The organism is Streptomyces sp. NPDC090127 (genome assembly GCF_044746945.1).
GTDB lineage: Bacteria > Actinomycetota > Actinomycetes > Streptomycetales > Streptomycetaceae > Streptomyces.
Map to the genome: position 1 here is coordinate 321,606 of NZ_JBIVDE010000007.1, position 23,628 is coordinate 345,233.

The window sequence follows — 23,628 nt, forward strand, 5'->3', positions numbered from 1 at the left end:
CGTGCTGATTGCCGGGTTCCCCGCCGGGGCCTGGGGGACCAACTGCTATCTGGTCGCCCCCGCCGCAGGCGAGGAGTGCGTGATCATCGACCCGGGCCACCAGGCGGCCCAGGGAGTCGAGGAGACGCTGAAGAAGCATCGGCTCAAGCCCGTCGCGGTGGTCCTCACCCATGGCCACATCGACCACGTCGCCTCCGTCGTCCCGGTCTGCGGCGCCCATGACGTACCCGCGTGGATCCATCCCGCCGACCGGTACATGATGAGCGACCCGGAGAAGGCCCTCGGCCGCTCCATCGGGATGCCGCTCATGGGCGAGCTGACCGTGGGCGAGCCGGACGACGTGCACGAGCTCTCCGACGGCGCGAAGCTGGAGCTCGCCGGACTCGAGTTCTCCGTCGCCCACGCGCCCGGCCATACCAAGGGGTCGGTGACCTTCCGGATGCCCGCGAACCCGGAGATCCCCTCCGTGTTCTTCTCGGGCGACCTGCTGTTCGCCGGCTCCATCGGACGCACCGACCTGCCCGGCGGTGACATGGACGAGATGCTCGAATCGCTGGCTCGCGTATGCCTGCCGCTCGACAACTCGACCGTGGTGCTGTCGGGGCACGGTCCCCAGACGACCATCGGCCAGGAGCGCGCCACCAACCCCTACCTGCGGGACGTGGCGGCCGGCCTCGGGAGCACGAAGGCTCCCCGACGAGGAATGTGACGAGAACGCAGTGAGCACCTTCAAGGCCCCCAAGGGCACGTACGACCTGATCCCGCCGTACTCCGCGACGTACCTGGCGGTCCGGGACGCCATCTCCGGACCCCTGCGGACGTCGGGCTACGGCTACGTCGAGACCCCCGGCTTCGAGGACGTCAACCTCTTCGCGCGCGGAGTCGGCGAGTCCACCGACATCGTCACCAAGGAGATGTACGCCTTCGAGACCAAGGGCGGCGACAAGCTCGCCCTGCGTCCCGAGGGCACCGCCTCCGTGCTGCGCGCGGCCCTGGAGGCCAGCCTGCACAAGCAGGGCAACCTGCCCGTCAAGCTCTGGTACTCCGGCTCGTACTACCGCTACGAGCGCCCGCAGAAGGGCCGCTACCGCCACTTCTCGCAGGTCGGTGCCGAGGCCATCGGCGCCGAGGACCCGGCGCTCGACGCCGAACTGATCATCCTGGCCGACCAGGCGTACCGCTCGCTCGGCCTGCGGAACTTCCGCATCCTGCTGAACTCGCTGGGCGACAAGGAGTGCCGTCCCGTCTACCGCGAGGCGCTGCAGACCTTCCTGCGCGGCCTCGACCTGGACGAGGACACGCTCCGCCGGGCCGAGATCAACCCGCTGCGCGTCCTCGACGACAAGCGCGAGGCCGTGCAGAAGCAGCTCGTCGGCGCCCCGCTGCTGCGGGACTACCTGTGCGACGCGTGCACGGCGTACCACGAGGAGGTGCGCGCGCTGATCACCGCGGCGGGCGTGGTCTTCGAGGACGACGCCAAGCTGGTGCGCGGCCTGGACTACTACACGCGCACGACCTTCGAGTTCGTCCACGACGGCCTGGGCTCGCAGTCCGCGGTCGGCGGCGGCGGGCGCTACGACGGCCTCTCCGAGATGATCGGTGGCCCGGCGCTGCCGTCCGTCGGCTGGGCGCTCGGTGTGGACCGCACGGTGCTGGCCCTGGAGGCGGAGGGCGTCGAGCTCGACATCCCGGCGACCACCAGCGTCTTCGCGGTGGCCCTCGGCGAGGAGGCCCGCCGGGTCCTCTTCGGCAAGGTCACCGAGCTGCGCAAGGCCGGCATCGCGGCGGACTTCTCCTTCGGCGGCAAGGGCCTGAAGGGCTCGATGAAGGACGCCAACCGGTCCGGCGCCCGCTTCGCGATCGTCGCCGGCGAGCGTGACCTCGCCGAGGGCGTCGTCCAGCTCAAGGACATGCAGGCCGGCGAGCAGGAGCCGGTGGCCCTGGACGCGCTGGTCGACACCGTCCGGGCCAAGCTGGCCTGATCGGCTCGTCCAGGAAGGGCCCCGGCGCACCCGCCGGGGCCCTTCCTTATCTCCACCGAACGGTGGGCGGCGGCCCGTGTGCGGCACAATGACCGTGCCCGGAATCAGGCGAGCGAAGTGATGGATCGGGGATATGACGAACACCGCGGTTGACGAGCCGGCGCGCGACACGATCGGCGCGAGCCGCGCCCTCGCCTGGCTGCTCGTGATCACCGGCGCCGCGGGACTGCTCGCCGCCTGGGTGATCACGATCGACAAGTTCAAGCTGCTGGAAGACCCGAACTTCACCCCCGGGTGCAGCCTCAACCCCGTCGTCTCCTGCGGCAACATCATGAAGAGCGACCAGGCGTCGGTCTTCGGCTTCCCGAACCCCATGCTCGGCCTCGTGACGTACGCGATGGTGATCGCGATCGGCGTGGCCCTCCTCGCGGGCGCCCGCTACCGCCGCTGGTACTGGCTCGGCCTGAACGCCGGCACGCTGTTCGGCGTCGGCTTCTGCACCTGGCTCATGCAGCAGTCGCTGTACGAGATCAACGCGCTCTGTCTCTGGTGCTGCCTCGCCTGGGTCGCCACCATCCTCATGTTCTGGTACGTGACCTCGCACAACGTCCGCAGCGGCGTCATCCCCGCCCCGCGCGGCCTGCGGACCTTCTTCGACGAGTTCACCTGGGTGCTGCCCGTGCTGCACATCGGGATCATCGGCATGCTGATCCTGACGCGCTGGTGGGACTTCTGGACCAGCTGACGGCCCGGGCGGCCGCGCCGGGGGCGCGGGCGAGGGCGGGCGTGGACGGCGCTGTCAGTGCTCTGACTTAGGCTTCATGACTGTGGAGCCCGACCTCTTTACCGCAGCCGCCGAAGAACGCCAGGAGAAGGACCCGTCCAGCAGCCCCCTGGCCGTACGGATGCGTCCGCGCACCCTGGACGAGGTCCTCGGCCAGCAGCACCTGCTCAAGCCGGGATCGCCGCTGCGTCGGCTCGTCGGCGAGGGCGGCGGGGGCCCGGCGGGCTCCTCGTCCGTGATCCTCTGGGGTCCGCCCGGCATCGGCAAGACCACCCTGGCGTACGTCGTCTCCAAGGCGACCAACAAGCGCTTCGTGGAGCTCTCCGCGATCACGGCGGGCGTCAAGGAGGTCCGTGCCGTCATCGAGGGCGCACGGCGCGCGGCCGGCGGCTTCGGCAAGGAGACCGTCCTCTTCCTGGACGAGATCCACCGCTTCTCCAAGGCCCAGCAGGACTCCCTGCTCCCCGCGGTGGAGAATCGCTGGGTGACGCTGATCGCGGCCACGACGGAGAACCCGTACTTCTCGATCATCTCCCCGCTGCTCTCCCGCTCCCTCCTGCTCACGCTCGAACCGCTCACCGACGACGACCTGCGGAACCTGCTGGAGCGGGCCCTCACCGAGGAGCGGGGTCTCGGCGGCGCGGTCACGCTGCCCGAGGACGCCGAGGCCCATCTGCTGCGGATCGCCGGCGGCGACGCCCGGCGGGCGCTCACCGCGCTGGAGGCGGCGGCGGGCGCGGCCATCGCCAAGGGCGAGCCGGAGATCACCCTCTCGACGGTGGAGGAGACGGTCGACCGCGCGGCGGTGAAGTACGACCGGGCCGGCGACCAGCACTACGACGTCGCCAGCGCGCTCATCAAGTCCATCCGGGGCTCCGACGTGGACGCGGCGCTGCACTATCTGGCCCGGATGATCGAGGCGGGGGAGGACCCCCGGTTCATCGCCCGCCGTCTGATGATCTCCGCGAGCGAGGACATCGGCCTCGCCGACCCGACCGCCCTGCCGACGGCCGTGGCGGCCGCCCAGGCCGTCGCGATGATCGGCTTCCCCGAGGCCGCGCTGACCCTGAGCCACGCCACGATCGCCCTGGCCCTCGCCCCCAAGTCGAACGCGGCGACCCTCGCGATCTCCGCCGCCCAGGCCGACGTGCGGAACGGTCTGGCGGGCCAGGTCCCACCGCATCTGCGCGACGGCCACTACAAGGGCGCGGCCAAGCTCGGCCACGCCCAGGGGTACGTCTATCCGCACGACGTCCCGGGCGGCATCGCGGCCCAGCAGTACGCCCCGGACGAGGTCCACGGCAGGCGCTACTACGAACCGACCCGCTACGGCGCCGAGGCGCGGTACGCGGACGTAGTGGAGAAGGTGCGGGAGCGGCTGCGCGGCGACGGCTGACGGCAGGACCGGGCGCGTGCACGGACCCCCCGTTCGACCCGGTACACTCGTGCGGAGTGCTGCGTCCCGTGTCCGGCTTAGGCCGGCGCCACCAGAACGGGACATGCAGCCGGAGCCCCGCCTCAGGCGGGATCTCCAGGAGTGTCGCGCACCTTCGAAGGTGTCGCGGGCAACCCATCACCTCCCCGGACCCCCGGGACCAGGCGATGGGCCGTTCGCGTGCTGCACGTATGTGCCCAGACCAGGGAGCGGCTGCCCGACAGGTCCTTGATGACTGTTCGGGTTTCCCCGGCTGCGGATGCGACCTCCTCTAACCCTGGTGAAGCCGTATACGTACAGATAGAGAGGTTGGTTCATGCCGAACCAGTCCCGTCCCAAGGTCAAGAAGTCGCGTGCGCTCGGTATCGCGCTGACGCCGAAGGCCGTCAAGTACTTCGAGGCCCGCCCCTACCCGCCGGGCGAGCACGGCCGTGGCCGCAAGCAGAACTCGGACTACAAGGTCCGTCTGCTCGAGAAGCAGCGTCTGCGTGCGCAGTACGACATCAGCGAGCGCCAGATGGCGCGCGCCTACGACCGCGCCAAGAAGGCCGAGGGCAAGACGGGCGAGGCGCTGGTCGTCGAGCTCGAGCGTCGCCTCGACGCCCTGGTCCTGCGTTCGGGCATCGCCCGCACCATCTACCAGGCCCGCCAGATGGTCGTGCACGGTCACATCCAGGTCAACGGTGGCAAGGTCGACAAGCCGTCGTTCCGTGTCCGTCCCGACGACGTCGTGATGGTCCGCGAGCGCTCCCGCGACAAGGCGCTGTTCCAGGTCGCCCGCGAGGGTGGCTTCGCCCCCGACGGTGAGACCCCGCGCTACCTGCAGGTCAACCTGAAGGCCCTGGCCTTCCGCCTCGACCGCGACCCGAACCGCAAGGAAATCCCGGTCATCTGCGACGAGCAGCTGGTCGTCGAGTACTACGCCCGCTGATCCAGGCGCCGTAGTACCACCCCCGCGGTGTTCAGCCCGCCGCTTCCCCGCTCCTACCAGTGGGGGAGCCGGCGGGCTTCCGCGTTCTCCGGGGCCTTCGTACGGAACGGGCGCGGCGCCGGGGAGCCACTCACGCGGGCGGCCGGATGCCGACGCACGCTGAGCGCCCGGTCCACCGCCGCGTCCAGCGAGAGCCCCTGGCCCTCCCGCACCGACGCCCCGTAACGCTCCGCACCCAGCAGCTCGCCCGCCTCCCGCGCACAGAGCGCCCGCGGCCCGTTGAAGTGTCCCGAGCCGAACAGCTGCAGGCCCACCACGTCCCACACGGGCAGCGCCGCACCCTGCAGGACGGCCGCCTCCGAGGGATCGCCCTCGCTCGCCGTCACCAGTGCGAGCAGCTCGATCGCCAGCACCAGACCCACGAGATCGTGGAAGGTGTGGTTGATCGTCACGCACTCGGTCAGCAGGGCCCGCGCCTCCGGGTGATCGCCCCTGGCCCAGGCCGCGTAGGCCAGCACGTAGAGCGCGTACGCCCGGGTCCAGCGTTCGCCGCGCTCCTCGCAGATCTCGCGCACGTCGACGCAGAGCGCGACCGCGCCCTCCAGATCGCCCAGGAAGCCCCGGGCCATCGCCAGCTCGACCTGGGCCATCAGCACGTTGCTGTTCAGCTCGCCGAGCTCCCGGTACGCCACCAGGGCGCGGTCGATCAGCTCCTCCGCGCGCGGCATGTCGTCCGAGAGCAGCGCCAGGCAGCCCATCCGATGCGTCGCGTACGCCTGCGCCAGGGCGTTGCCGGTCGCGCGGGCGCGCTTCCCGCACTCGTGCAGCGCCGCCACCCCGGCCGTGCCGTCGCCCTGCAGGATCGCCACATAGCCGAGGACCCACAGCGCCTTGAGCCGGGCGGAGGTGTGGTCGGTGTGGTCGGGGTGGACCGGGCCGGACGCGAGGGCCCGGTCCAGCCAGTGCCGACCCTCGGCCAGCCGCCCGCAGCCCACCCAGGCGAACCAGAGCGTCCCCGCCAGCTGCTGCGCCAGATGCGCCTCGTCCGGCTCCTCCAGGCAGAGTTCGAGCGCCGCCCGCAGATTCGGCAGGGCCGCGTCCACGCAGACCGCGACCTCGGCCTGGCGGGGGCTGAACCACTCCAGCTCGCACCAGGTGGCCAGGCCCATGTACCAGTCGCGATGGCGGCGGCGCATGCGCTCGGCGTCCCCGAGCGCGGCCAGCCACTCCGCCCCATAAACGGATACGGTGTCCAATATCCGAAATCTCGGTCCGGCGGGCGTGACCTCCCGTACGACGAGCGACTGGGCGAGCAGGCCATCCAGCACGTCCAGGACCCGCTCCGGCGGCAGCTCCCGGCCGGCGCAGACGTACTCCACCGCCTCCAGGTCGAACGGCCCGGCGAAGACCGAGAGCCGCGCCCAGAGCAGCCGCTCCTCCGGCGTGCACAGTTCATGGCTCCAGCCGATCGCCGTCCGCAGCGTCTGGTGCCGGGGGAGCGTGCCCCGCGCCCCGTTCGCGAGGAGCCGGAACCGGTCGTCGAGCCGGTGCAGAACCTGCTCCACGGTGAGCAGCGGCATCCGGGCGGCCGCCAGCTCCAGGGCCAGCGGAATCCCGTCGAGCCGCCGGCACAACTCCCGCACGGCCGCCGGGTCGAAGGCGGGTCCCGGAGCGTCCGGGTCGCTCCCGGGCGCGCCGGCCGCCGCCGCCCTCGCCAGGAACAGCCGCTCGGCGTCGTCCGCGCCCATCGGCGCCAGCGCGAACACCGTCTCCCCGGCCACGCGTAGCGGGCGCCGCCCCACCGCGAGCACGGTGAGCCCGGGGCAGCGCTCGAGGAGCTGTCGCAGCAGCGGGGCGCACTCCTCGACGAGCTGCTCGAAGCCGTCCACCACGAGCAGGGTCCGCCGCTCGGACAGATGGTCGATCAGCGTCTCTTCCGGCGGCCGCAGCGAGTGATCGGTCAGCCCCAGCGCCTCGGCCAGCGCGAGGGCCACGAGTTCGGGGTCGCGCAGCACCGAGAAGTCGGCCAGCCACGCGCCGTCGGCGTAGCGTTTCTCCGCGGCGGACGCGGCCCGCAGGGCGAGCCGTGACTTGCCCACGCCGCCCATCCCGACGACCGTGACCAGGCGGGATTCGCCCAGGAGCCGGGCCAGTTCCCGCTGCTCCGAGGTCCGTCCGACGAACCGGTTCAGCTCGGCCGGGAGATTGCTCCTTCGCATGGGACACGGAGCGTACCCACCCGCGCGCGCTCCGTACAATCCGCCGGGGCGAATCCCGGCGGGGAGCCGCGTCGCGACGGCGAATGCGGTACGGGGAAAGAGCCCGGGCGCGATAGGGTCGGAGGACGACTTTTGGCAAGGGCCCAACGACAGCAGAGAGCGGTGCGGAGTGACCGGTGGAGAGGTTGCCGGGATTCTGGTGGCCGTGTTCTGGGCGATTCTCGTCTCCTTCCTCGCGGTGGTTCTGGTGAGGCTGGCACAGACGCTCAGAGCGACCACCAAGCTGGTGGCGGACGTGACCGAACAGGCAGTCCCGTTGCTCAGTGACGCCTCCGCCACCGTGCGCGCGGCGCAGACCCAGCTGGACCGGGTCGACGCCATCGCCTCGGACGTCCAGGAGGTCACCTCCAACGCCTCCGCGCTCTCCACCACGGTCGCCTCGACCTTCGGTGGACCGCTCGTCAAGGTCGCGGCCTTCGGCTACGGAGTGCGCAAGGCCCTCGGCCGCGGCAGGGACCAGGCGCCGTCGGCGCCCGCCCCCGCCCGCCGTACCGTCGTCGGTCGCACCGTGCCGTCCGCGCGGCGCCGGAAGCAGAAAGGCTGAGCCGCCGATGTTCCGCCGTACGTTCTGGTTCACCGCAGGCGCCGCAGCCGGCGTGTGGGCCACCACCAAGGTCAACCGGAAGCTCAAGCAGCTGACCCCGGAGAGCCTCGCCGCGCAGGCGGCGAACAAGGCGATCGAGACCGGCCACCGGCTCAAGGACTTCGCCCTGGACGTCAGGTCGGGCATGGTCCAGCGCGAGGCCGAACTCGGTGAGGCGCTCGGCCTGGAGGCCTCCGTGGACGCCTCAGCCGACCGCGAACTCCCGGGGCCGCGCCGCAGGGCAGGGCTCGACGCGACTGCCCAGCACCCCACGACCACGTATCCGTACCGCACGATCTCGTACAACCGGAATGAGGACCACTGATGGAGTCGGCTGAAATCCGCCGCCGCTGGCTGAGCTTCTTCGAGGAGCGCGGGCACACCGTCGTGCCTTCGGCGTCGCTCATCGCGGACGACCCGACTCTGCTTCTGGTCCCCGCCGGCATGGTTCCCTTCAAGCCGTACTTCCTCGGCGAGGTGAAGCCGCCGTTCCCGCGCGCCTCCAGCGTGCAGAAGTGCGTGCGTACCCCGGACATCGAAGAGGTCGGCAAGACCACCCGCCACGGCACGTTCTTCCAGATGTGCGGCAACTTCTCCTTCGGCGACTACTTCAAGGAAGGCGCCATCAAGCTGGCCTGGGAGCTGCTGACCTCCTCGGTGGAGCACGGCGGCTACGGCCTCGACCCGGAGAAGCTCTGGATCACCGTCTACCAGGAGGACGACGAGGCCGAGCAGATCTGGCGCGACGTCGTCGGTGTCCCCGCCGAGCGCATCCAGCGCCTCGGCAAGAAGGACAACTACTGGTCGATGGGCGTCCCCGGCCCCTGCGGCCCGTGTTCCGAGATCAACTACGACCGCGGCCCCGAGTTCGGCGTCGAGGGCGGCCCGGCCGTCAACGACGAGCGGTACGTGGAGATCTGGAACCTGGTCTTCATGCAGTACGAGCGGGGCGAGGGCACCTCGAAGGAGGACTTCGAGATCCTCGGCGACCTGCCGTCGAAGAACATCGACACCGGTCTCGGTCTCGAGCGCCTCGCCATGATCCTGCAGGGCGTACAGAACATGTACGAGACCGACACCCTCCAGGTCGTCATCGACAAGGCCACCGCGCTCACCGGCGTCGCCTACGGCAAGGCCCACGACAGCGACGTCTCGCTGCGTGTGGTCGCCGACCACATGCGCACGTCCGTGATGCTCATCGGCGACGGCGTCACCCCGGGCAACGAGGGCCGCGGCTATGTGCTGCGCCGCATCATGCGCCGCGCCATCCGCAACATGCGCCTGCTCGGCGCCACCGGCGTCGTGGTCAAGGACCTCGTCGACGTCGTCATCGACACGATGGGCGAGCAGTACCCGGAGCTGGTCACCGACCGCAAGCGGATCGAGACCGTCGCCCTCGCCGAGGAGGCCCGCTTCCTCAAGACGCTCAACGCCGGCTCGAACGTCCTGGACGGCGCCGTCACCGAGACGAAGGCCGCCGGCTCCACCGTGCTCCCCGGCGACAAGGCGTTCCTGCTCCACGACACCTGGGGCTTCCCGATCGACCTCACCCTGGAGATCGCCGCCGAGCAGGGGCTCTCCGTGGACGAGGCCGGCTTCCGCCGCCTGATGCAGGAGCAGCGGGACAAGGCCAAGGCCGACGCGAAGGCCAAGAAGACCGGCCACGCCGACGTCGCCGCCTACCGCGAGATCGCCGACGGCAGCGGCGCCACCGAGTTCACCGGCTACACCAACACCGAGGGCGAGTCCACCGTCGTCGGCCTGCTGGTCAACGGTGTGCCGTCGCCGGCCGCCTCCGAGGGCGACGAGGTCGAGGTCGTCCTCGACCGCACCCCCTTCTACGCCGAGGGCGGCGGCCAGCTCGCCGACCACGGTCGGATCAAGCTGCACAGCGGCGCCGTCATCGACATCCGCGACGTCCAGCAGCCGGTCCCCGGTGTCTCCGTGCACAAGGGTTCGGTCCAGGTCGGCGAGGTGACGGTCGGCGCCACCGCCTACGCCGCCATCGACGTCCGCCGCCGCCGGGCCATCGCCCGCGCCCACTCGGCCACGCACCTGACCCACCAGGCCCTGCGGGACGCCCTCGGCCCGACGGCCGCCCAGGCCGGTTCGGAGAACTCGCCCGGCCGCTTCCGCTTCGACTTCGGCTCGCCCAACGCGGTGCCCGGCACGGTCCTCACGGACGTCGAGCAGAAGATCAACGAGGTCCTCTCCCGCGAGCTCGACGTGCACGCCGAGGTCATGCCGATCGACGAGGCCAAGCGCCAGGGCGCCATCGCCGAGTTCGGCGAGAAGTACGGCGAGAAGGTCCGCGTCGTCACCATCGGCGACTTCTCCAAGGAGCTGTGCGGCGGTACGCACGTCCACAACACCGCCCAGCTGGGTCTGGTGAAGCTGCTCGGCGAGTCGTCGATCGGCAGCGGCGTGCGCCGGGTCGAGGCCCTCGTCGGTGTCGACGCGTACAACTTCCTCGCCCGGGAGCACACGGTCGTCGCCCAGCTCCAGGAGCTGGTCAAGGGCCGTCCCGAGGAGCTGCCGGAGAAGATCTCCTCCATGCTCGGCAAGCTGAAGGACGCCGAGAAGGAGATCGAGAAGTTCCGCGCCGAGAAGGTGCTGCAGGCCGCCGCCGGGCTGGTCGACACCGCCAAGGACATCCGTGGCGTCGCGCTCGTCACCGGGCAGGTGGCCGACGGCACCTCCGCCGACGACCTGCGCAAGCTCGTCCTGGACGTGCGCGGCCGCATCTCCTCCGACCGCCCCGCCGTCGTGGCCCTGTTCACCACGGCCAACGGGCGCCCGCTGACGGTCATCGCCACCAACGAGGCCGCCCGCGAGCGCGGGCTCAAGGCCGGTGACCTCGTCCGCACGGCCGCCAAGACCCTCGGCGGCGGCGGTGGCGGCAAGCCGGACGTCGCCCAGGGCGGCGGCCAGAACCCCCAGGCCGTGGGCGAGGCCATCGACGCCGTCGAGCGCGTCGTCCTGGAGACGGTGTGACGATGCGCCGCGGCCGTCGACTCGCGGTCGACGTCGGGGACGCCCGGATCGGGGTCGCCTCGTGCGACCCCGACGGGGTCCTCGCCACCCCGGTGGAGACCGTGCCGGGACGTGACGTCCCGGCCGCCCACCGGCGGCTGCGCCAGATCGTCGAGGAGTACGAACCGATCGAGGTCGTGGTCGGCCTCCCGCGCTCCCTCTCCGGGGGCGAGGGCCCGGCCGCGGTGAAGGTCCGGCGCTTCGCGGGCGAGCTGGCCAAGGGCATCGCACCGGTGCCGGTCCGGCTGGTCGACGAACGGATGACGACGGTGACGGCCACTCAGGGGCTGCGGGCCTCCGGCGTGAAGTCCAAGAAGGGGCGGTCCGTCATCGACCAGGCCGCCGCTGTGATCATCCTTCAGAACGCTCTTGAGTCCGAACGGGTATCAGGTAATCCGCCCGGTGAGGGCGTCGAAGTGGTCATCTGATCGCGATACGGTAACGTTCCGCGCGATGCGGCGGTGTTCGAACAGCTGCCGCACAACGTAGAGGCGGACCGTCCGGAAGCCTCGCGGCTGGTTGGGGATCGATGACTGAGTATGGCCGGGGCTCCGGCTCCGAACCGTGGCATCCCACGGACCCGTTGTACGGGGACCAGGGATGGGGAGGTCAGCAGCAGTACCCGCAGCAGGACCAGCAGTACGGCCACCAGGAGCAGCAGTACGCGCAGCAGGACCAGAGCTACGGGCAGGACCCGTACGGCCAGGCCGCGTACGGGCACGGCCAGGGCCAGGCGCAGGGTTACGACCCCCAGTACCAGCAGGACCCTCAGTACCAGCAGTCGCAGTACCAGCAGCACACCCAGCAGCACCCGCAGGTCCAGGGTCACCAGGGTCAGCAGCAGCACGCCCAGCACCCGCAGCAGTACGTCGATCCGGCGGCGTACGGCGGCGGCTACCAGCAGGGCGGGTCGGGCCAGGGCTACGACACGCCCGGGTATCCCGGACAGCAGTACGACCCCAGCTGGGAGACCGGCCAGGCGTCCATGCCGTACGGCACCACCCCCGCGGATCCGTACGGCGGCCAGGACCCGGACCTCTACGGCACCCCCGACGCGTACCCGCCGCCGCAGCCCCCGGGCCGGCGGCAGGCGCCGCCGGAGCCCGTCACCGACTGGGAGGCGGAGCCGGAGGAAGAGGAGCGGCACCCCTTCTTCACCGGTGCGGACGACTCCGACGACGGCGACGACGACGAACCGGCCGACCGGCGCTCGTCGCGCGGCGGCCGTGACCGGCGTGGCGGCAAGGGCAAGAAGAAGAGCAAGAACGGCGTGGCGTGCCTCGTCGTGGCGCTCGTCCTCGCGGGCGGCGTGGGCGGCATCGGCTACTTCGGCTACCAGTTCTGGCAGGGCCAGTTCGGCGCGTCGCCCGACTACGCGGGTGACGGCAGCGGCACGGTCACCGTGGAGATCCCGAAGGACTCCGGCGGCTACCAGATCGGCAACATCCTGAAGAAGGCGGGTGTCGTCAAGAGCGTCGACGCCTTCGTCTCGGCGCAGGGCAAGCACCCCAAGGGCCTGTCGATCCAGGCCGGCGTCTACACGCTGAAGAAGGAGATGTCGGCGGACAGCGCGGTCGCCCTGATGCTCAGCCCGGCGAGTCAGGCGAACTTCGTCATCCCCGAGGGCCGGCGGAACGTCTGGATCTACGGGGAGATCGACAAGAAGCTGGAGCTCAAGGCCGGTACGACGCAGGGCGTGGCCCAGGCCCAGGCCAAGAACCTCGGTCTGCCCGACTGGGCGACCGGCCACTCCAACCTCAAGGACCCGCTGGAGGGCTTCCTCTTCCCGGCGAGCTATCCCGTGGCCAAGGGGCAGAAGCCCGAGGACGTGCTGCGCAAGATGGTCGCGCGTTCGAACGCGGAGTACGCCAAGTTCGAGCTGGAGGCCAAGGCGAAGGAGCTCGGTGTCGAGAGCCCCTGGCAGCTGATCACGATCGCCAGCCTCGTCCAGGCCGAAGGCACCTCGCACGACGACTTCCGCAAGATGGCCGAGGTCGTCTACAACCGCCTCAAGACCAACAACCCGCAGACGTACGGCAAGCTCGAGTTCGACTCGACGTACAACTACATCAAGAACCAGAGCAAGATCGACCTCACGCTCGAAGAGCTGCGGAAGTACGACAACGTCTACAACACGTACTTCCACAAGGGCCTGCCGCCCGGGCCGATCGGCAACCCCGGTGCCGAGGCGCTCAGGGGCGTGGTCGACCCGACCAGCGACGGCTGGTACTACTTCATCTCGCTGGACGGCAAGACGTCGCAGTTCACGAAGACCAACGCCGAGCACCAGAAGCTCGTCGAGAAGTTCAACGAGTCGAGGAAGAACTGATGGGGACCCCTCGCCGGGCGGCCGTCCTCGGGTCGCCCATCGCCCACTCGCTCTCCCCGGTCCTGCACCGGGCTGCGTACGCGGCGCTCGGCCTCGACACCTGGTCGTACGACCGGTTCGAGGTCGACGAGGCCGGGCTGCCCGCGTTCGTCGCCGGGCTCGACGACACGTGGGCCGGCCTCTCGCTGACCATGCCGCTGAAGCGGGCGATCATCCCGCTGCTCGACGAGATCAGCGGCACGGCCGCCTCGGTCGAGGCCGTCAACACCGTCGTCCTCACCGAGGACGGCCGACGGGTCGGCGACAACACCGACATCCCCGGACTGATCGCGGCCCTGCGCGAGCGGGGCGTCGAGAAGGTCGAGTCGGCGGCGGTCCTCGGCGCCGGTGCCACCGCCTCCTCCGCGCTCGCCGCGCTCGCGCGGATCTGCGCGGGCCCGGTCACCGCCTACGTACGGAGCGAGGCGCGCGCCGAGGAGATGCGGGGCTGGGGCGATCGGCTCGGCGTGGACGTACGGACCGCCGACTGGGCGGACGCGCACCGGGCGTTCACCACCCCTCTCGTCATCGCGACCACCCCGGCCGGCAGCACCGACGCGCTCGCCGCGGCGGTCCCCGACGCCCCCGGCACCCTCTTCGACGTGCTGTACCACCCGTGGCCGACACCGCTCGCCGCCGCCTGGTCGCAGCGCGGCGGCGCCGTCCTCGGCGGCCTCGACCTCCTCGTCCATCAGGCCGTTCTCCAGGTCGAGCAGATGACGGGCGTCGCCCGGGCGCCGCTGGCCGCGATGCGCGCGGCCGGCGAGAAGGCGCTCGCGACCGCGTGAACGGCGGGCCTCGCGCAGACCTCCGGACCGCTGCCGAGACACCTCGGGCCCACCCGATCTGACATTGTCCGCGTCCGACAGTTGGACCGACGGCCAGGTTCCGCCCCCGGACGTGGGAGGATCGGTAGCGGCGGGCCAGGGCCGCGCACCCGGTCGCGCCGCAGCAGTTCCAGGCGCGAGCATGAGGAGCATCGTTGAGCAGGTTGCGTTGGCTGACCGCTGGGGAGTCCCACGGACCCGCGCTGGTCGCGACGCTGGAGGGGCTTCCCGCCGGCGTTCCGGTCACCACCGAGCTGGTGGCGGACCATCTTGCGCGGCGCCGCCTCGGCTATGGGCGTGGTGCGCGGATGAAGTTCGAGCAGGACGAGGTGACGTTCCTGGGCGGTGTCCGGCACGGGCTCTCGCTCGGCTCGCCGATCGCCGTGATGGTGGGCAACACGGAGTGGCCGAAGTGGGAGAAGGTCATGTCGGCCGACCCCGTCGACCCCGCGGAGCTCAAGGAGACCGGTCGTAACGCGCCGCTGACCCGGCCGCGTCCCGGTCACGCCGACCTCGCCGGCATGCAGAAATACGGCTTCGACGAGGCCCGGCCGATCCTGGAGCGCGCCAGCGCCCGGGAGACCGCCGCCCGCGTCGCCCTCGGCGCCGTCGCCCGGTCCTTCCTCAAGGAGGCCGCGGGCATCGAGATCGTCTCCCACGTGGTCGAGCTGGCCGCGGCCAAGGCGCCCTACGGGGTCCTCCCGAAGCCCGGCGACGTCGAGTACCTGGACGCCGACCCGGTCCGCTGCCTGGACGCGGACGCGTCGAAGGCGATGGTCGCCGAGATCGACCAGGCGCACAAGGACGGCGACACCCTGGGCGGTGTGGTCGAGGTCCTCGCCTACGGCGTCCCGGTCGGGCTCGGTTCGCACGTGCACTGGGACCGCCGTCTCGACGCGCGGCTGGCCGCCGCGCTGATGGGCATCCAGGCGATCAAGGGCGTCGAGGTCGGCGACGGCTTCGAGCTCGCCCGGGTCCCCGGCTCGCAGGCCCACGACGAGATCGTGCGGACCGAGGACGGCATCAAGCGCACCTCCGGCCGCTCGGGCGGTACGGAGGGCGGCCTGACCACCGGTGAGCTGCTGCGCGTCCGCGCCGCGATGAAGCCGATCGCGACCGTGCCGCGCGCGCTGGCCACGGTCGACGTCGTCACGGGCGAGGCGACGCAGGCGCACCACCAGCGCTCCGACGTCTGCGCCGTCCCGGCCGCCGGGATCGTCGCCGAGGCCATGGTCGCGCTCGTCCTCGCGGACGCCGTGGTCGAGAAGTTCGGCGGCGACAGCGTCCCGGAGACCCGCCGCAACGTCCGGTCCTACCTCGACAACCTCCAGATCCGGTGACCGGACCTCTGGTCGTCCTCGTCGGACCGATGGGGTCCGGCAAGTCCACGGTGGGCGCGCTCCTGGCCGAGCTGGCCGGCGCGCCCTACCGGGACACCGACGCCGACATCGTCGCCGCCGAGGGTCGCGAGATCTCCGACATCTTCATCGAGGACGGCGAGGAGCACTTCCGCGCCCTCGAACGGGACGCCGTTCGGACCGCGGTCGCCGAGCACGAGGGCGTCCTCGCGCTCGGCGGCGGCGCGATCCTCGACGCGGGCACCCGCGAACTGCTCGCCGGGCTGCCCGTCGCCTACCTCTCGATGGATGTCGAAGAGGCCGTGCGACGCGTCGGCCTAAACACCGCGCGGCCGCTGCTCGCCGTCAACCCGCGCCGCCAGTGGCGCGAGATGATGGAAGCGCGCCGCCACCTCTACACCGAAGTCGCACGGGTGGTCGTGGCCACCGAGGGGCGCACGCCCGAAGAGGTCGCCGACGCGGTCCTCGACGCTCTGGAGTTGAAGAAGGACGTATGACGGACCAGGAAGTGACCCGAATCCAGGTCGGCGGTTCGGCGGGCACGGATCCGTACGAGGTACTGGTCGGGCGGCAGCTGCTGGGTGAGCTGCCGACCCTGATCGGGACCAGGGCCAAGCGCGTCGCCGTGATCCACCCCGAGGCGCTCGCGGAGACCGGGGAGGCGCTGCGGGCCGACCTCGCCGAGCAGGGCTTCGAGGCCGTCGCCATCCAGGTGCCGAACGCCGAGGAGGCCAAGACCGTCGAGGTCGCCGCGTACTGCTGGAAGGCGCTCGGCCAGACCGGCTTCACCCGCACCGACGTCATCGTCGGCGTGGGCGGGGGCGCGACCACCGACCTGGCCGGGTTCGTGGCCGCGACCTGGCTGCGCGGCGTCCGCTGGATCGCCGTACCGACCACGGTCCTCGCCATGGTCGACGCGGCCGTCGGTGGGAAGACCGGGATCAACACCGCCGAGGGCAAGAACCTCGTCGGCGCCTTCCATCCGCCCGCCGGGGTGCTGTGCGACCTCGCGGCGCTGGACTCGCTGCCGGTCCACGACTACGTCAGCGGTCTCGCCGAGATCATCAAGGCCGGCTTCATCGTCGACCCGGTGATCCTGGACCTGATCGAGGCCGACCCGCAGGCCGCCCGTACGCCGGCCGGTCCGCACACCGCGGAGCTGCTGGTGCGCTCGATCCGGGTCAAGGCCGAGGTCGTCTCCGGTGACCTGAAGGAGTCGGGCCGCCGGGAGATCCTGAACTACGGCCACACCCTGGCGCACGCCATCGAGAAGAACGAGCGGTACAAGTGGCGGCACGGCGCCGCCGTCTCCGTCGGCATGGTCTTCGCCGCCGAACTGGGCCGGCTGGCCGGCCGCCTCGACGACGCGACCGCCGACCGGCACCGCACGGTTCTGGAGTCGGTCGGTCTGCCGCTGACCTACCGGGGCGACCAGTGGCCCAAGCTGCTGGAGACCATGAAGGTCGACAAGAAGTCGCGGGGCGACCTGCTCCGCTTCATCGTCCTGGACGGTCTCGGCAAGCCCACCGTCCTCGAAGGCCCCGACCCCGCCGTCCTCGTCGCCGCCTACGGCGAGGTGTCCGCGTGAGCGATCTGCGCCACGTCCTCGTCCTGAACGGCCCGAACCTCGGCCGCCTCGGCTCCCGCGAGCCCGACATCTACGGCGCCACGTCGTACAAGGGCCTGGTGGAGTCCTGCCGGAGCCTCGGCGAGGAGCTCGGCTTCGACGTCGAGGTCAGGGAGACCAACGACGAGGGCGAGATGATCCGCTGGCTGCACGAGGCGGCCGACGGATCGGTGCCGGTCGTCATGAACCCCGGCGCGTTCACCCACTACTCCTACGGGATGCGCGACGCGGCCGCCCAGCGGACCGCCCCGCTGATCGAGGTGCACATCTCGAACCCGTACACCCGGGAGGAGTTCCGGCACACCTCCGTCGTCGCCGCCGTGGCGACCGGGACCGTGGCGGGCTTCGGCATCGGCTCCTACCGGCTCGCCCTGCGGGCGCTCGCCGAGGAACTCGCCGACTGACGACGCCCGGAGCCCACGAACGACGCCCGGAGCCCTCGAACGACGCCCGGAGCCCTCGGACGACGTCCGGAGCCGACTGCCGACGTCCGAGCCCACGGACGACATCCGGACACCGTGCCCCGCAGGGGCACTCCCGACCGCCCCCGGCCGTTCCCCCTGCGGGGGCCGGGGGCGGTAACGTACCCGGAAGTATCGGCCGTACGAGACGGAGTGGCACCGGATGCAGCACGCGATGGGGGCTCCGTTGCCGCCGCCCGACCCCTCGGGCTGGACGCCCGCCGCCGGCCGACCTCCCGTACCCCCCGCGCCACCCATGGCGCAGGGCGGCCACCAGGCGCCGCACCCGCACCCGCACCCTCATTCCCCCTCGCACCCCGGCCCGCCGGGCGCGCCCCCGGTCGCCCCGCCGGACCCCGGCGCGGCCGCTCCGTACTCCTCGCCGCCCGCCCCCGGCTGGGGCGGTCCGGGGATACCCGGGCACCCCGGCCCGTCCGTGCCCGCGCCGCAGGACACCACCGGACACGTGCCGCTGCCGCCCGTCGCGATCCCCACGCCACCGCAGGCCGAGCCCGGCACCGGCGCGGCGACACTGGCCGTGCTGCTGATCGGCCCCGCGGGCGCGGGCAAGACGACCGTCGCACGCCACTGGGCCGCGCGCCGCCGCGTGCCCACGGCGCACATCAGCCTGGACGACGTCCGCGAATGGGTCTGCTCCGGCTTCGCCGACCCCCAGTCGGGATGGAACGAGCACTCCGAGGCGCAGTATCGCCTCGCCCGCCGCACCTGCGGCTTCGCGGCCCGCAACTTCCTGGCCAACGGCATCTCCTGCATCCTCGACGACGCCGTCTTCCCCGACCGTCCCGTCGTCGGCCTCGGCGGCTGGAAGCGTCATGTGGGCCCGGGGCTGCTTCCGGTCGTTCTGCTGCCGGGTCTGGAGATCGTCCTGGAGCGGAACGCCGAACGCAGCGGGAACCGGCGGCTCTCGGACGAGGAGGTCGCCTCCATCCACGGCCGGATGGCCGGCTGGTACGGCTCCGGGCTGCCGATCATCGACAACTCGACGTACGACGTCGAGACCACCGCCCGCGTCCTCGACGAGGTGCTGGCCCGTTCGCTGGCGAGCCCGCCCGCGTGGTGAGGACGTGAGCGGCGGCGACCCGAGGCCGTCGTGGCCGGAAGGGGCCGCCGGTGGCCCGGTCGGCCGTGCTGAGCAGGCCAGGACGCCCGGCCCCTCGTAGGCTCGGAACATGTCAGAGGTGTTTGCGGACCGCCGAGCGAGGCTGCGTGACCGGTGCGCGGCGGCCGGCAGTACGGCGGCCCTGGTCTCCCGCCCCGCCAACGTCCGCTATCTCGCGGGCGGTTCGCCCGCCGGCGCGGTCCTCCTGATCGGGCCGGCCGAGGACGTGCTGCTCTGTCCCACCGCGCCCGGCGCGGACCCGGCCGACGGGCGGCTCGACGAACTGCTCCGGCAGGCGGTGCTGCCCGCGGCCGGCGGGGATCCCGCGGTCGCCGCCGTCGGCTTCGCCCGCAAGGCGGGTGCGGAGGCCCTCGCCGTCGAGGAGCACCATCTGACCGTGGCCCGGCACCGCGCGATGGGCTCGGTCGCGCCGCAGCTCCACCTCGCCGACCTCGGCGGCGCCGTCGAGCAGCTGAGGATCGTCAAGGACGAGGACGAGATCGCCTGCCTGCGGATCGCCGCCGAGATCGCCGACCAGGCCCTGGGGGAGCTCCTGGAGTCCATCCTGGTGGGCCGGACCGAGCGGCACCTCGCCCTGGAGCTGGAGCGCCGGCTCGTCGACCACGGCGCGGACGGCGCCGCGTTCCCCACCTCCGTCGGCACCGGCCCGAACTCCGGCCGCGTCGGCCACAAGCCCTCGGACCGCCGGGTCGAGGAGGGAGATTTCCTCTCCGTCTGTCTGGGCGCCAGCTACCGCGGCTACCGGTGCGAGATCGGCCGTACGTTCGTCATCGGGACCACCCCGGCGGACTGGCAGATCGAGCTGTACGACGTCGTCTTCGCCGCTCAGCGGGCCGGCCGGGAGGCGCTCGTGCCCGGCGCCGAGTACCGCGACGTGGACCGCGCCGCCCGCCAGATCCTCGACGCGGCGGGCCACGGCGAGGCCGTTCCGCCGGCCACCGGGCACGGTGTGGGCCTCGAAATCGACGAGGACCCGCAGCTCGCACCCGCGGCCATGGGTAAACTGGACGCTTGTGTGCCGGTCACCGTCGAACCGGGGGTCCACCTCCCGGGCCGGGGCGGGGTCCGGATCGATGACACGCTCGTCGTGCGCCAGGAGGCGGACGGCGGACCCGAGCTACTCACCATTACGACCAAGGAGCTGCTCGCGCTGTAAGGCGCGTACGCCTCCCTGGTCCCACGTCAGTCCAGGAGATTCCGCAACCGTGGCTTCCACGAACGACCTCAAGAACGGCATGGTGCTCAAGCTCGAAGGCGGCCAGCTCTGGTCCGTCGTCGAGTTCCAGCACGTCAAGCCCGGCAAGGGCCCGGCCTTCGTGCGCACCAAGCTGAAGAGCGTGATGTCCGGCAAGGTCGTCGACAAGACCTTCAACGCTGGCACGAAGGTCGAGACGGCCACCATCGACCGCCGCGACATGCAGTTCTCGTACATGGACGGCGACTACTTCGTCTTCATGGACATGCAGACCTACGACCAGCTGATGGTCGAGCGCAAGGCCGTCGGCGACGCCGCCAACTTCCTGATCGAGGGCTTCACCGCCTCGGTCGCGCAGCACGAGGGCTCGGTGCTCTACGTCGAGCTCCCGGCCGCCGTCGAGCTGACCATCGAGCACACCGACCCGGGCGTCCAGGGCGACCGCTCCACCGGCGGCACCAAGCCGGCGAAGCTGGAGACCGGTCACGAGATCCAGGTCCCGCTCTTCATCACCACCGGTGAGAAGATCAAGGTCGACACCCGCACGAGCGACTACCTCGGCCGGGTGAACAGCTAACCGTGGCTGCCCGCAGCAACGCCCGTAAGCGCGCCTTCCAGATCCTCTTCGAGGCCGACCAGCGCGGCGCCTCCGTGCAGCAGGTCCTCGCGGACTGGGTCCGGCACGCCCGGTCCGACGACCGCCAGCCGGCGGTCAGCGAGTTCACGATGCAGCTGGTCGAGGGGTACGCGGACCACGTGGACCGCATCGACGAGCTCATCGCGACCTACGCGGTGGACTGGGACCTGGACCGGATGCCGGTCGCCGACCGGAACATCGTGCGCCTCGGCGCGTACGAACTGATCTGGCTGGACGAGACCCCGGACGCCGTGGCGATCGACGAGGCCGTGCAGCTCGCCAAGGAGTTCTCCACGGACGAGTCGCCGACCTTCGTCAACGGCCTGCTGGCCCGCTTCAAGGACCTGAAGCCGCGCCTGCGCCGGGACGCCTGAGCGGCCCGCAGACACGCCGAAGGGGCCCGCAGCACATTCTGTGCCGTGGGCCCCTTCGGCGTCTCCAGGCACCCCCTGGAGGGCCGGAAACGGCCGAGGCGGGACGGTCCGAAGACCGTCCCGCCCCGGCGGCAACGTTTCTGCTGGGTTCTGGTTCAGCTGTCCTCGTGCGCGACCGCGCGGCGCGCGTCGGCGTCCAGGACGCCCCAGCTGATCAGCTGCTCGGTCAGGACCGAGGGCGACTGGTCGTAGATGACGGCGAGCGTGCGCAGGTCGTCCTGGCGGATCGACAGCACCTTGCCGTTGTAGTCGCCGCGCTGCGACTGGATCGTCGCCGCGTAGCGCTGGAGGGGGCCCGCCTTCTCCTGCGGGACGTGCGCCAGGCGCTCCAGGTCGAGGACGAGCTTCGGCGGCGGCTCGGCGGCCCCGCCCGGGGTCGTGCCGGGCAGGAGCTCCTGCACCGGGACGCCGTAGAAGTCCGCCAGCTCGGCGAGGCGCTGCACCGTCACGGCGCGGTCACCGCGCTCGTACGAGCCGACCACGACGGCCTTCCAGCGGCCCTGGGACTTCTCTTCCACACCGTGGAGGGAAAGGCCCTGCTGGGTGCGGATGGCACGGAGCTTGGCCCCGAGCTGCTTTGCGTATTCGCTGGACATATAGCTCCCCGGACGCTGGACGCTGTAGACAACGTGCGGCTCCGCCGCGTGGCTGGTAACTCACTGTGAGGTTACGCAGCGTTACTCTCCCCCGTCAAGCCGAATGGTCCATACCGCCCCCTCTCGGGGGACGGCGCCCGGAGTGGCGCCGGGGTGGTGAGCAGGGGAGTCGCCCGCCCCTGGTAGAGTCGATGGCGCAAATCCGACGTCCTTTAAGAACCGTCCCGTGAGGCGGAGAAGGAGGTCCGTTTCATATGGACACACAGCAGCACTCCGATGCGGCACGCCCGGTTCTCGAGGGCCCCGACATCGCGCGGGTCCTGACCCGCATCGCCCACGAGATCGTCGAGCGCGCCAAGGGCGCCGACGACGTGGTCCTCCTCGGCATCCCGACGCGCGGCGTCTTCCTCGCCCGCCGGCTGGCCGACAAGCTCGCCGAGATCACCGGCCGCAAGATCCCGGTCGGCTCCCTCGACATCACCATGTACCGCGACGACCTGCGGATGAAGCCGGCCCGCGCCCTCGGCCGCACCGAGATCCCCGCCGACGGCGTCGACGGCCGCCTGGTCGTCCTGGTCGACGACGTGCTCTTCTCCGGCCGCACCATCCGCGCCGCGCTCGACGCGCTCGGCGACATCGGCCGCCCGCGCGCCGTGCAGCTCGCGGTCCTCGTCGACCGCGGCCACCGCGAGCTGCCGATCCGCGCGGACTACGTCGGCAAGAACCTCCCCACGTCGCTGCGCGAGACGGTCAAGGTGCAGCTCGCCGAGGAGGACGGTCGCGACACCGTGCTGCTCGGTGGCAAGGCCACCGACTAGCCGGTCCGGCATCCCGACGGGTCCAGGGCACACCCCTGCGTGCCCGCGACCCGACGGGCCCCCGGGGACACCCCCAGGCCCCACACCTCCCGACCACGGAGCACACCCCCGATGATGCGTCACCTCATCTCGGCCGCCGACCTCACCCGCGACGACGCCGTCCTCATCCTCGACACCGCCGAGGAGATGGCCCGGGTGGCCGACCGTCCGATCAAGAAGCTGCCCACCCTGCGCGGCCGGACCATCTGCAACCTCTTCTTCGAGGACTCCACCCGCACCCGGATCTCCTTCGAGGCCGCCGAGAAGCGCCTCTCCGCCGACGTGATCAACTTCGCGGCCAAGGGCTCCAGCGTCTCCAAGGGCGAGTCGCTCAAGGACACCGCCCAGACCCTGGAGGCGATGGGCGTCGACGCCGTCGTCATCCGCCACGGCGCCTCCGGCGCCCCGTACCGGCTCGCCACCTCCGGCTGGATCGACGCCCCCGTCATCAACGCCGGCGACGGCACCCACCAGCACCCCACCCAGGCCCTGCTGGACGCCTTCACCATGCGCCGCCGGCTCGTCGGCCGCGACGCCGGCCTCGGCCAGGACCTCGCGGGCAAGCGCATCACGCTCGTCGGCGACGTCCTGCACAGCCGCGTCGCCCGCTCCAACGTCGACCTGCTGCACACCCTCGGCGCCGAGGTCACCCTGGTGGCCCCGCCGACCCTCGTCCCCGTCGGCGTCGAGACCTGGCCCTGCGACGTCAGCTACGACCTCGACAGCGTGCTGCCGAAGTCGGACGCGGTCATGATGCTGCGTGTGCAGCGCGAGCGGATGAACGCGGCCTTCTTCCCGACCGAGCGCGAGTACTCGCGCCGGTACGGGCTCGACGGCGAGCGGATGGCGCGGATGCCCGAGCACGCCATCGTGATGCACCCCGGCCCGATGGTGCGCGGCATGGAGATCACCGCCGAGGTCGCCGACTCCGACCGCTGCACGGTCGTCGAGCAGGTCGCCAACGGCGTCTCCGTCCGGATGGCCGTGCTGTACCTGCTGCTGGGCGGCAACGAGCCCGCCGTCGCCCCGCCCGTCGCCCACCGCAACCCCGCAGACGAGCGCCCCGCGCGCACCTCTGCCACCGAGGAGAGCAAGTAACC

At 71.5% G+C, this 23,628-nt stretch carries 23 protein-coding genes; 21 read left to right on the forward strand and 2 right to left on the reverse strand.

Annotation, left to right across the window (positions count from 1 at the left end; all coding sequences use genetic code 11):
* Position 1: 1 nt before the first annotated feature.
* The 5 genes from ACIPPS_RS26115 to rpsD all read left to right on the forward strand — a co-directional run bounded on the left by ACIPPS_RS26115 (position 2) and on the right by rpsD (position 5,132).
* Positions 2–709, forward strand: coding sequence for an MBL fold metallo-hydrolase (locus tag ACIPPS_RS26115; protein WP_401436565.1), 708 nt, complete (start codon positions 2–4; stop codon positions 707–709).
* A gap of 10 nt (positions 710–719) precedes the next feature.
* A complete protein-coding gene (gene hisS, locus ACIPPS_RS26120) occupies positions 720–1,982 on the forward strand; it encodes a histidine--tRNA ligase (protein WP_401436567.1) in 1,263 nt (420 codons plus the stop codon).
* Between the two features lie 133 nt (positions 1,983–2,115).
* Complete coding sequence (locus ACIPPS_RS26125) at positions 2,116–2,727, forward strand: vitamin K epoxide reductase family protein (protein ID WP_401436570.1); 612 nt, start codon at positions 2,116–2,118, stop codon at positions 2,725–2,727.
* An 82-nt stretch (positions 2,728–2,809) separates the two neighbouring features.
* The gene (locus ACIPPS_RS26130; RefSeq protein WP_401436850.1) at positions 2,810–4,162 is read left to right on the forward strand and encodes a replication-associated recombination protein A; all 1,353 of its coding nucleotides are present in this window, start codon (positions 2,810–2,812) and stop codon (positions 4,160–4,162) included.
* Between the two features lie 355 nt (positions 4,163–4,517).
* On the forward strand, positions 4,518–5,132 hold the full coding sequence (gene rpsD / locus ACIPPS_RS26135; protein ID WP_401436572.1) for a 30S ribosomal protein S4: 615 nt from the start codon (positions 4,518–4,520) through the stop codon (positions 5,130–5,132).
* Between the two features lie 53 nt (positions 5,133–5,185).
* Here rpsD and ACIPPS_RS26140 read toward each other — a convergent pair whose 3' ends face one another.
* Positions 5,186–7,351, reverse strand: a complete 2,166-nt coding sequence (locus ACIPPS_RS26140; RefSeq protein ID WP_401436575.1) for an ATP-binding protein — start codon at positions 7,349–7,351, stop codon at positions 5,186–5,188.
* 169 nt (positions 7,352–7,520) lie between these two features.
* Here ACIPPS_RS26140 and ACIPPS_RS26145 point away from each other — a divergent pair, with 169 nt between their 5' ends.
* From ACIPPS_RS26145 to nusB, 14 genes are all read left to right on the forward strand, one after another.
* Positions 7,521–7,955 (forward strand): DUF948 domain-containing protein, encoded by a 435-nt coding sequence (locus ACIPPS_RS26145; protein WP_401436578.1) that lies wholly within the window; start codon positions 7,521–7,523, stop codon positions 7,953–7,955.
* A 7-nt stretch (positions 7,956–7,962) separates the two neighbouring features.
* Positions 7,963–8,319: a DUF6167 family protein gene (locus ACIPPS_RS26150; protein ID WP_401436581.1), complete on the forward strand. Its 357-nt coding sequence runs from the start codon at positions 7,963–7,965 to the stop codon at positions 8,317–8,319.
* Positions 8,319–10,988, forward strand: coding sequence for an alanine--tRNA ligase (alaS, locus tag ACIPPS_RS26155; RefSeq protein WP_401436583.1), 2,670 nt, complete (start codon positions 8,319–8,321; stop codon positions 10,986–10,988). Before ACIPPS_RS26150 ends, alaS begins: the two co-directional genes overlap by 1 nt.
* 2 nt (positions 10,989–10,990) lie before the next feature.
* Positions 10,991–11,455: a Holliday junction resolvase RuvX gene (ruvX, locus tag ACIPPS_RS26160; RefSeq protein WP_401436852.1), complete on the forward strand. Its 465-nt coding sequence runs from the start codon at positions 10,991–10,993 to the stop codon at positions 11,453–11,455.
* Positions 11,456–11,556: 101 nt separating this feature from the next.
* Positions 11,557–13,356, forward strand: coding sequence for an endolytic transglycosylase MltG (gene mltG, locus ACIPPS_RS26165; protein WP_401436586.1), 1,800 nt, complete (start codon positions 11,557–11,559; stop codon positions 13,354–13,356).
* Positions 13,356–14,183: a shikimate dehydrogenase gene (locus ACIPPS_RS26170; RefSeq protein ID WP_401436589.1), complete on the forward strand. Its 828-nt coding sequence runs from the start codon at positions 13,356–13,358 to the stop codon at positions 14,181–14,183. The genes mltG and ACIPPS_RS26170 overlap by 1 nt, the downstream gene beginning before the upstream one ends.
* A gap of 194 nt (positions 14,184–14,377) precedes the next feature.
* Positions 14,378–15,562, forward strand: coding sequence for a chorismate synthase (gene aroC / locus ACIPPS_RS26175; RefSeq protein WP_401436592.1), 1,185 nt, complete (start codon positions 14,378–14,380; stop codon positions 15,560–15,562).
* A 29-nt stretch (positions 15,563–15,591) separates the two neighbouring features.
* The gene (locus tag ACIPPS_RS26180; protein WP_401436854.1) at positions 15,592–16,077 is read left to right on the forward strand and encodes a shikimate kinase; all 486 of its coding nucleotides are present in this window, start codon (positions 15,592–15,594) and stop codon (positions 16,075–16,077) included.
* Positions 16,074–17,168, forward strand: coding sequence for a 3-dehydroquinate synthase (gene aroB, locus ACIPPS_RS26185; protein ID WP_401436595.1), 1,095 nt, complete (start codon positions 16,074–16,076; stop codon positions 17,166–17,168). Before ACIPPS_RS26180 ends, aroB begins: the two co-directional genes overlap by 4 nt.
* A gap of 5 nt (positions 17,169–17,173) precedes the next feature.
* The gene (aroQ, locus tag ACIPPS_RS26190; protein ID WP_393500242.1) at positions 17,174–17,611 is read left to right on the forward strand and encodes a type II 3-dehydroquinate dehydratase; all 438 of its coding nucleotides are present in this window, start codon (positions 17,174–17,176) and stop codon (positions 17,609–17,611) included.
* Between the two features lie 220 nt (positions 17,612–17,831).
* Positions 17,832–18,749, forward strand: a complete 918-nt coding sequence (locus ACIPPS_RS26195; protein WP_401436597.1) for an AAA family ATPase — start codon at positions 17,832–17,834, stop codon at positions 18,747–18,749.
* A gap of 109 nt (positions 18,750–18,858) precedes the next feature.
* Positions 18,859–19,965: an aminopeptidase P family protein gene (locus ACIPPS_RS26200; protein WP_401436599.1), complete on the forward strand. Its 1,107-nt coding sequence runs from the start codon at positions 18,859–18,861 to the stop codon at positions 19,963–19,965.
* A 49-nt stretch (positions 19,966–20,014) separates the two neighbouring features.
* The gene (gene efp / locus ACIPPS_RS26205; RefSeq protein ID WP_401436602.1) at positions 20,015–20,581 is read left to right on the forward strand and encodes an elongation factor P; all 567 of its coding nucleotides are present in this window, start codon (positions 20,015–20,017) and stop codon (positions 20,579–20,581) included.
* 2 nt (positions 20,582–20,583) lie between these two features.
* Complete coding sequence (gene nusB, locus ACIPPS_RS26210; RefSeq protein ID WP_401436605.1) at positions 20,584–21,015, forward strand: transcription antitermination factor NusB; 432 nt, start codon at positions 20,584–20,586, stop codon at positions 21,013–21,015.
* Positions 21,016–21,170: 155 nt separating this feature from the next.
* Here nusB and bldD read toward each other — a convergent pair whose 3' ends face one another.
* Positions 21,171–21,671, reverse strand: a complete 501-nt coding sequence (bldD, locus tag ACIPPS_RS26215) for a transcriptional regulator BldD (RefSeq protein ID WP_030214967.1) — start codon at positions 21,669–21,671, stop codon at positions 21,171–21,173.
* 254 nt (positions 21,672–21,925) lie between these two features.
* Here bldD and pyrR point away from each other — a divergent pair, with 254 nt between their 5' ends.
* Together pyrR and ACIPPS_RS26225 are read left to right on the forward strand one after the other, a co-directional pair.
* On the forward strand, positions 21,926–22,489 hold the full coding sequence (gene pyrR, locus ACIPPS_RS26220; protein WP_401436607.1) for a bifunctional pyr operon transcriptional regulator/uracil phosphoribosyltransferase PyrR: 564 nt from the start codon (positions 21,926–21,928) through the stop codon (positions 22,487–22,489).
* A gap of 111 nt (positions 22,490–22,600) precedes the next feature.
* Entirely contained in the window at positions 22,601–23,626 is a 1,026-nt protein-coding gene (locus ACIPPS_RS26225; RefSeq protein ID WP_401436610.1) for an aspartate carbamoyltransferase catalytic subunit, read from the forward strand.
* Positions 23,627–23,628 lie beyond the last annotated feature (2 nt).

Coding starts and splice junctions, on each gene's coding strand:
- pyrR (WP_401436607.1), top strand. CDS start 21,926: ATGGACACACAGCAGCACTCCGATGCGGCACGCCCGGTTCTCGAGGGC.
- mltG (WP_401436586.1), top strand. CDS start 11,557: ATGACTGAGTATGGCCGGGGCTCCGGCTCCGAACCGTGGCATCCCACG.
- ACIPPS_RS26200 (WP_401436599.1), top strand. CDS start 18,859: ATGTCAGAGGTGTTTGCGGACCGCCGAGCGAGGCTGCGTGACCGGTGC.
- ACIPPS_RS26150 (WP_401436581.1), top strand. CDS start 7,963: ATGTTCCGCCGTACGTTCTGGTTCACCGCAGGCGCCGCAGCCGGCGTG.
- ACIPPS_RS26125 (WP_401436570.1), top strand. CDS start 2,116: ATGACGAACACCGCGGTTGACGAGCCGGCGCGCGACACGATCGGCGCG.
- ruvX (WP_401436852.1), top strand. CDS start 10,991: ATGCGCCGCGGCCGTCGACTCGCGGTCGACGTCGGGGACGCCCGGATC.
- alaS (WP_401436583.1), top strand. CDS start 8,319: ATGGAGTCGGCTGAAATCCGCCGCCGCTGGCTGAGCTTCTTCGAGGAG.
- ACIPPS_RS26140 (WP_401436575.1), bottom strand. CDS start 7,351: ATGCGAAGGAGCAATCTCCCGGCCGAGCTGAACCGGTTCGTCGGACGG.
- bldD (WP_030214967.1), bottom strand. CDS start 21,671: ATGTCCAGCGAATACGCAAAGCAGCTCGGGGCCAAGCTCCGTGCCATC.
- ACIPPS_RS26225 (WP_401436610.1), top strand. CDS start 22,601: ATGATGCGTCACCTCATCTCGGCCGCCGACCTCACCCGCGACGACGCC.
- aroB (WP_401436595.1), top strand. CDS start 16,074: ATGACGGACCAGGAAGTGACCCGAATCCAGGTCGGCGGTTCGGCGGGC.
- ACIPPS_RS26180 (WP_401436854.1), top strand. CDS start 15,592: ATGGGGTCCGGCAAGTCCACGGTGGGCGCGCTCCTGGCCGAGCTGGCC.
- ACIPPS_RS26170 (WP_401436589.1), top strand. CDS start 13,356: ATGGGGACCCCTCGCCGGGCGGCCGTCCTCGGGTCGCCCATCGCCCAC.
- rpsD (WP_401436572.1), top strand. CDS start 4,518: ATGCCGAACCAGTCCCGTCCCAAGGTCAAGAAGTCGCGTGCGCTCGGT.
- ACIPPS_RS26195 (WP_401436597.1), top strand. CDS start 17,832: ATGCAGCACGCGATGGGGGCTCCGTTGCCGCCGCCCGACCCCTCGGGC.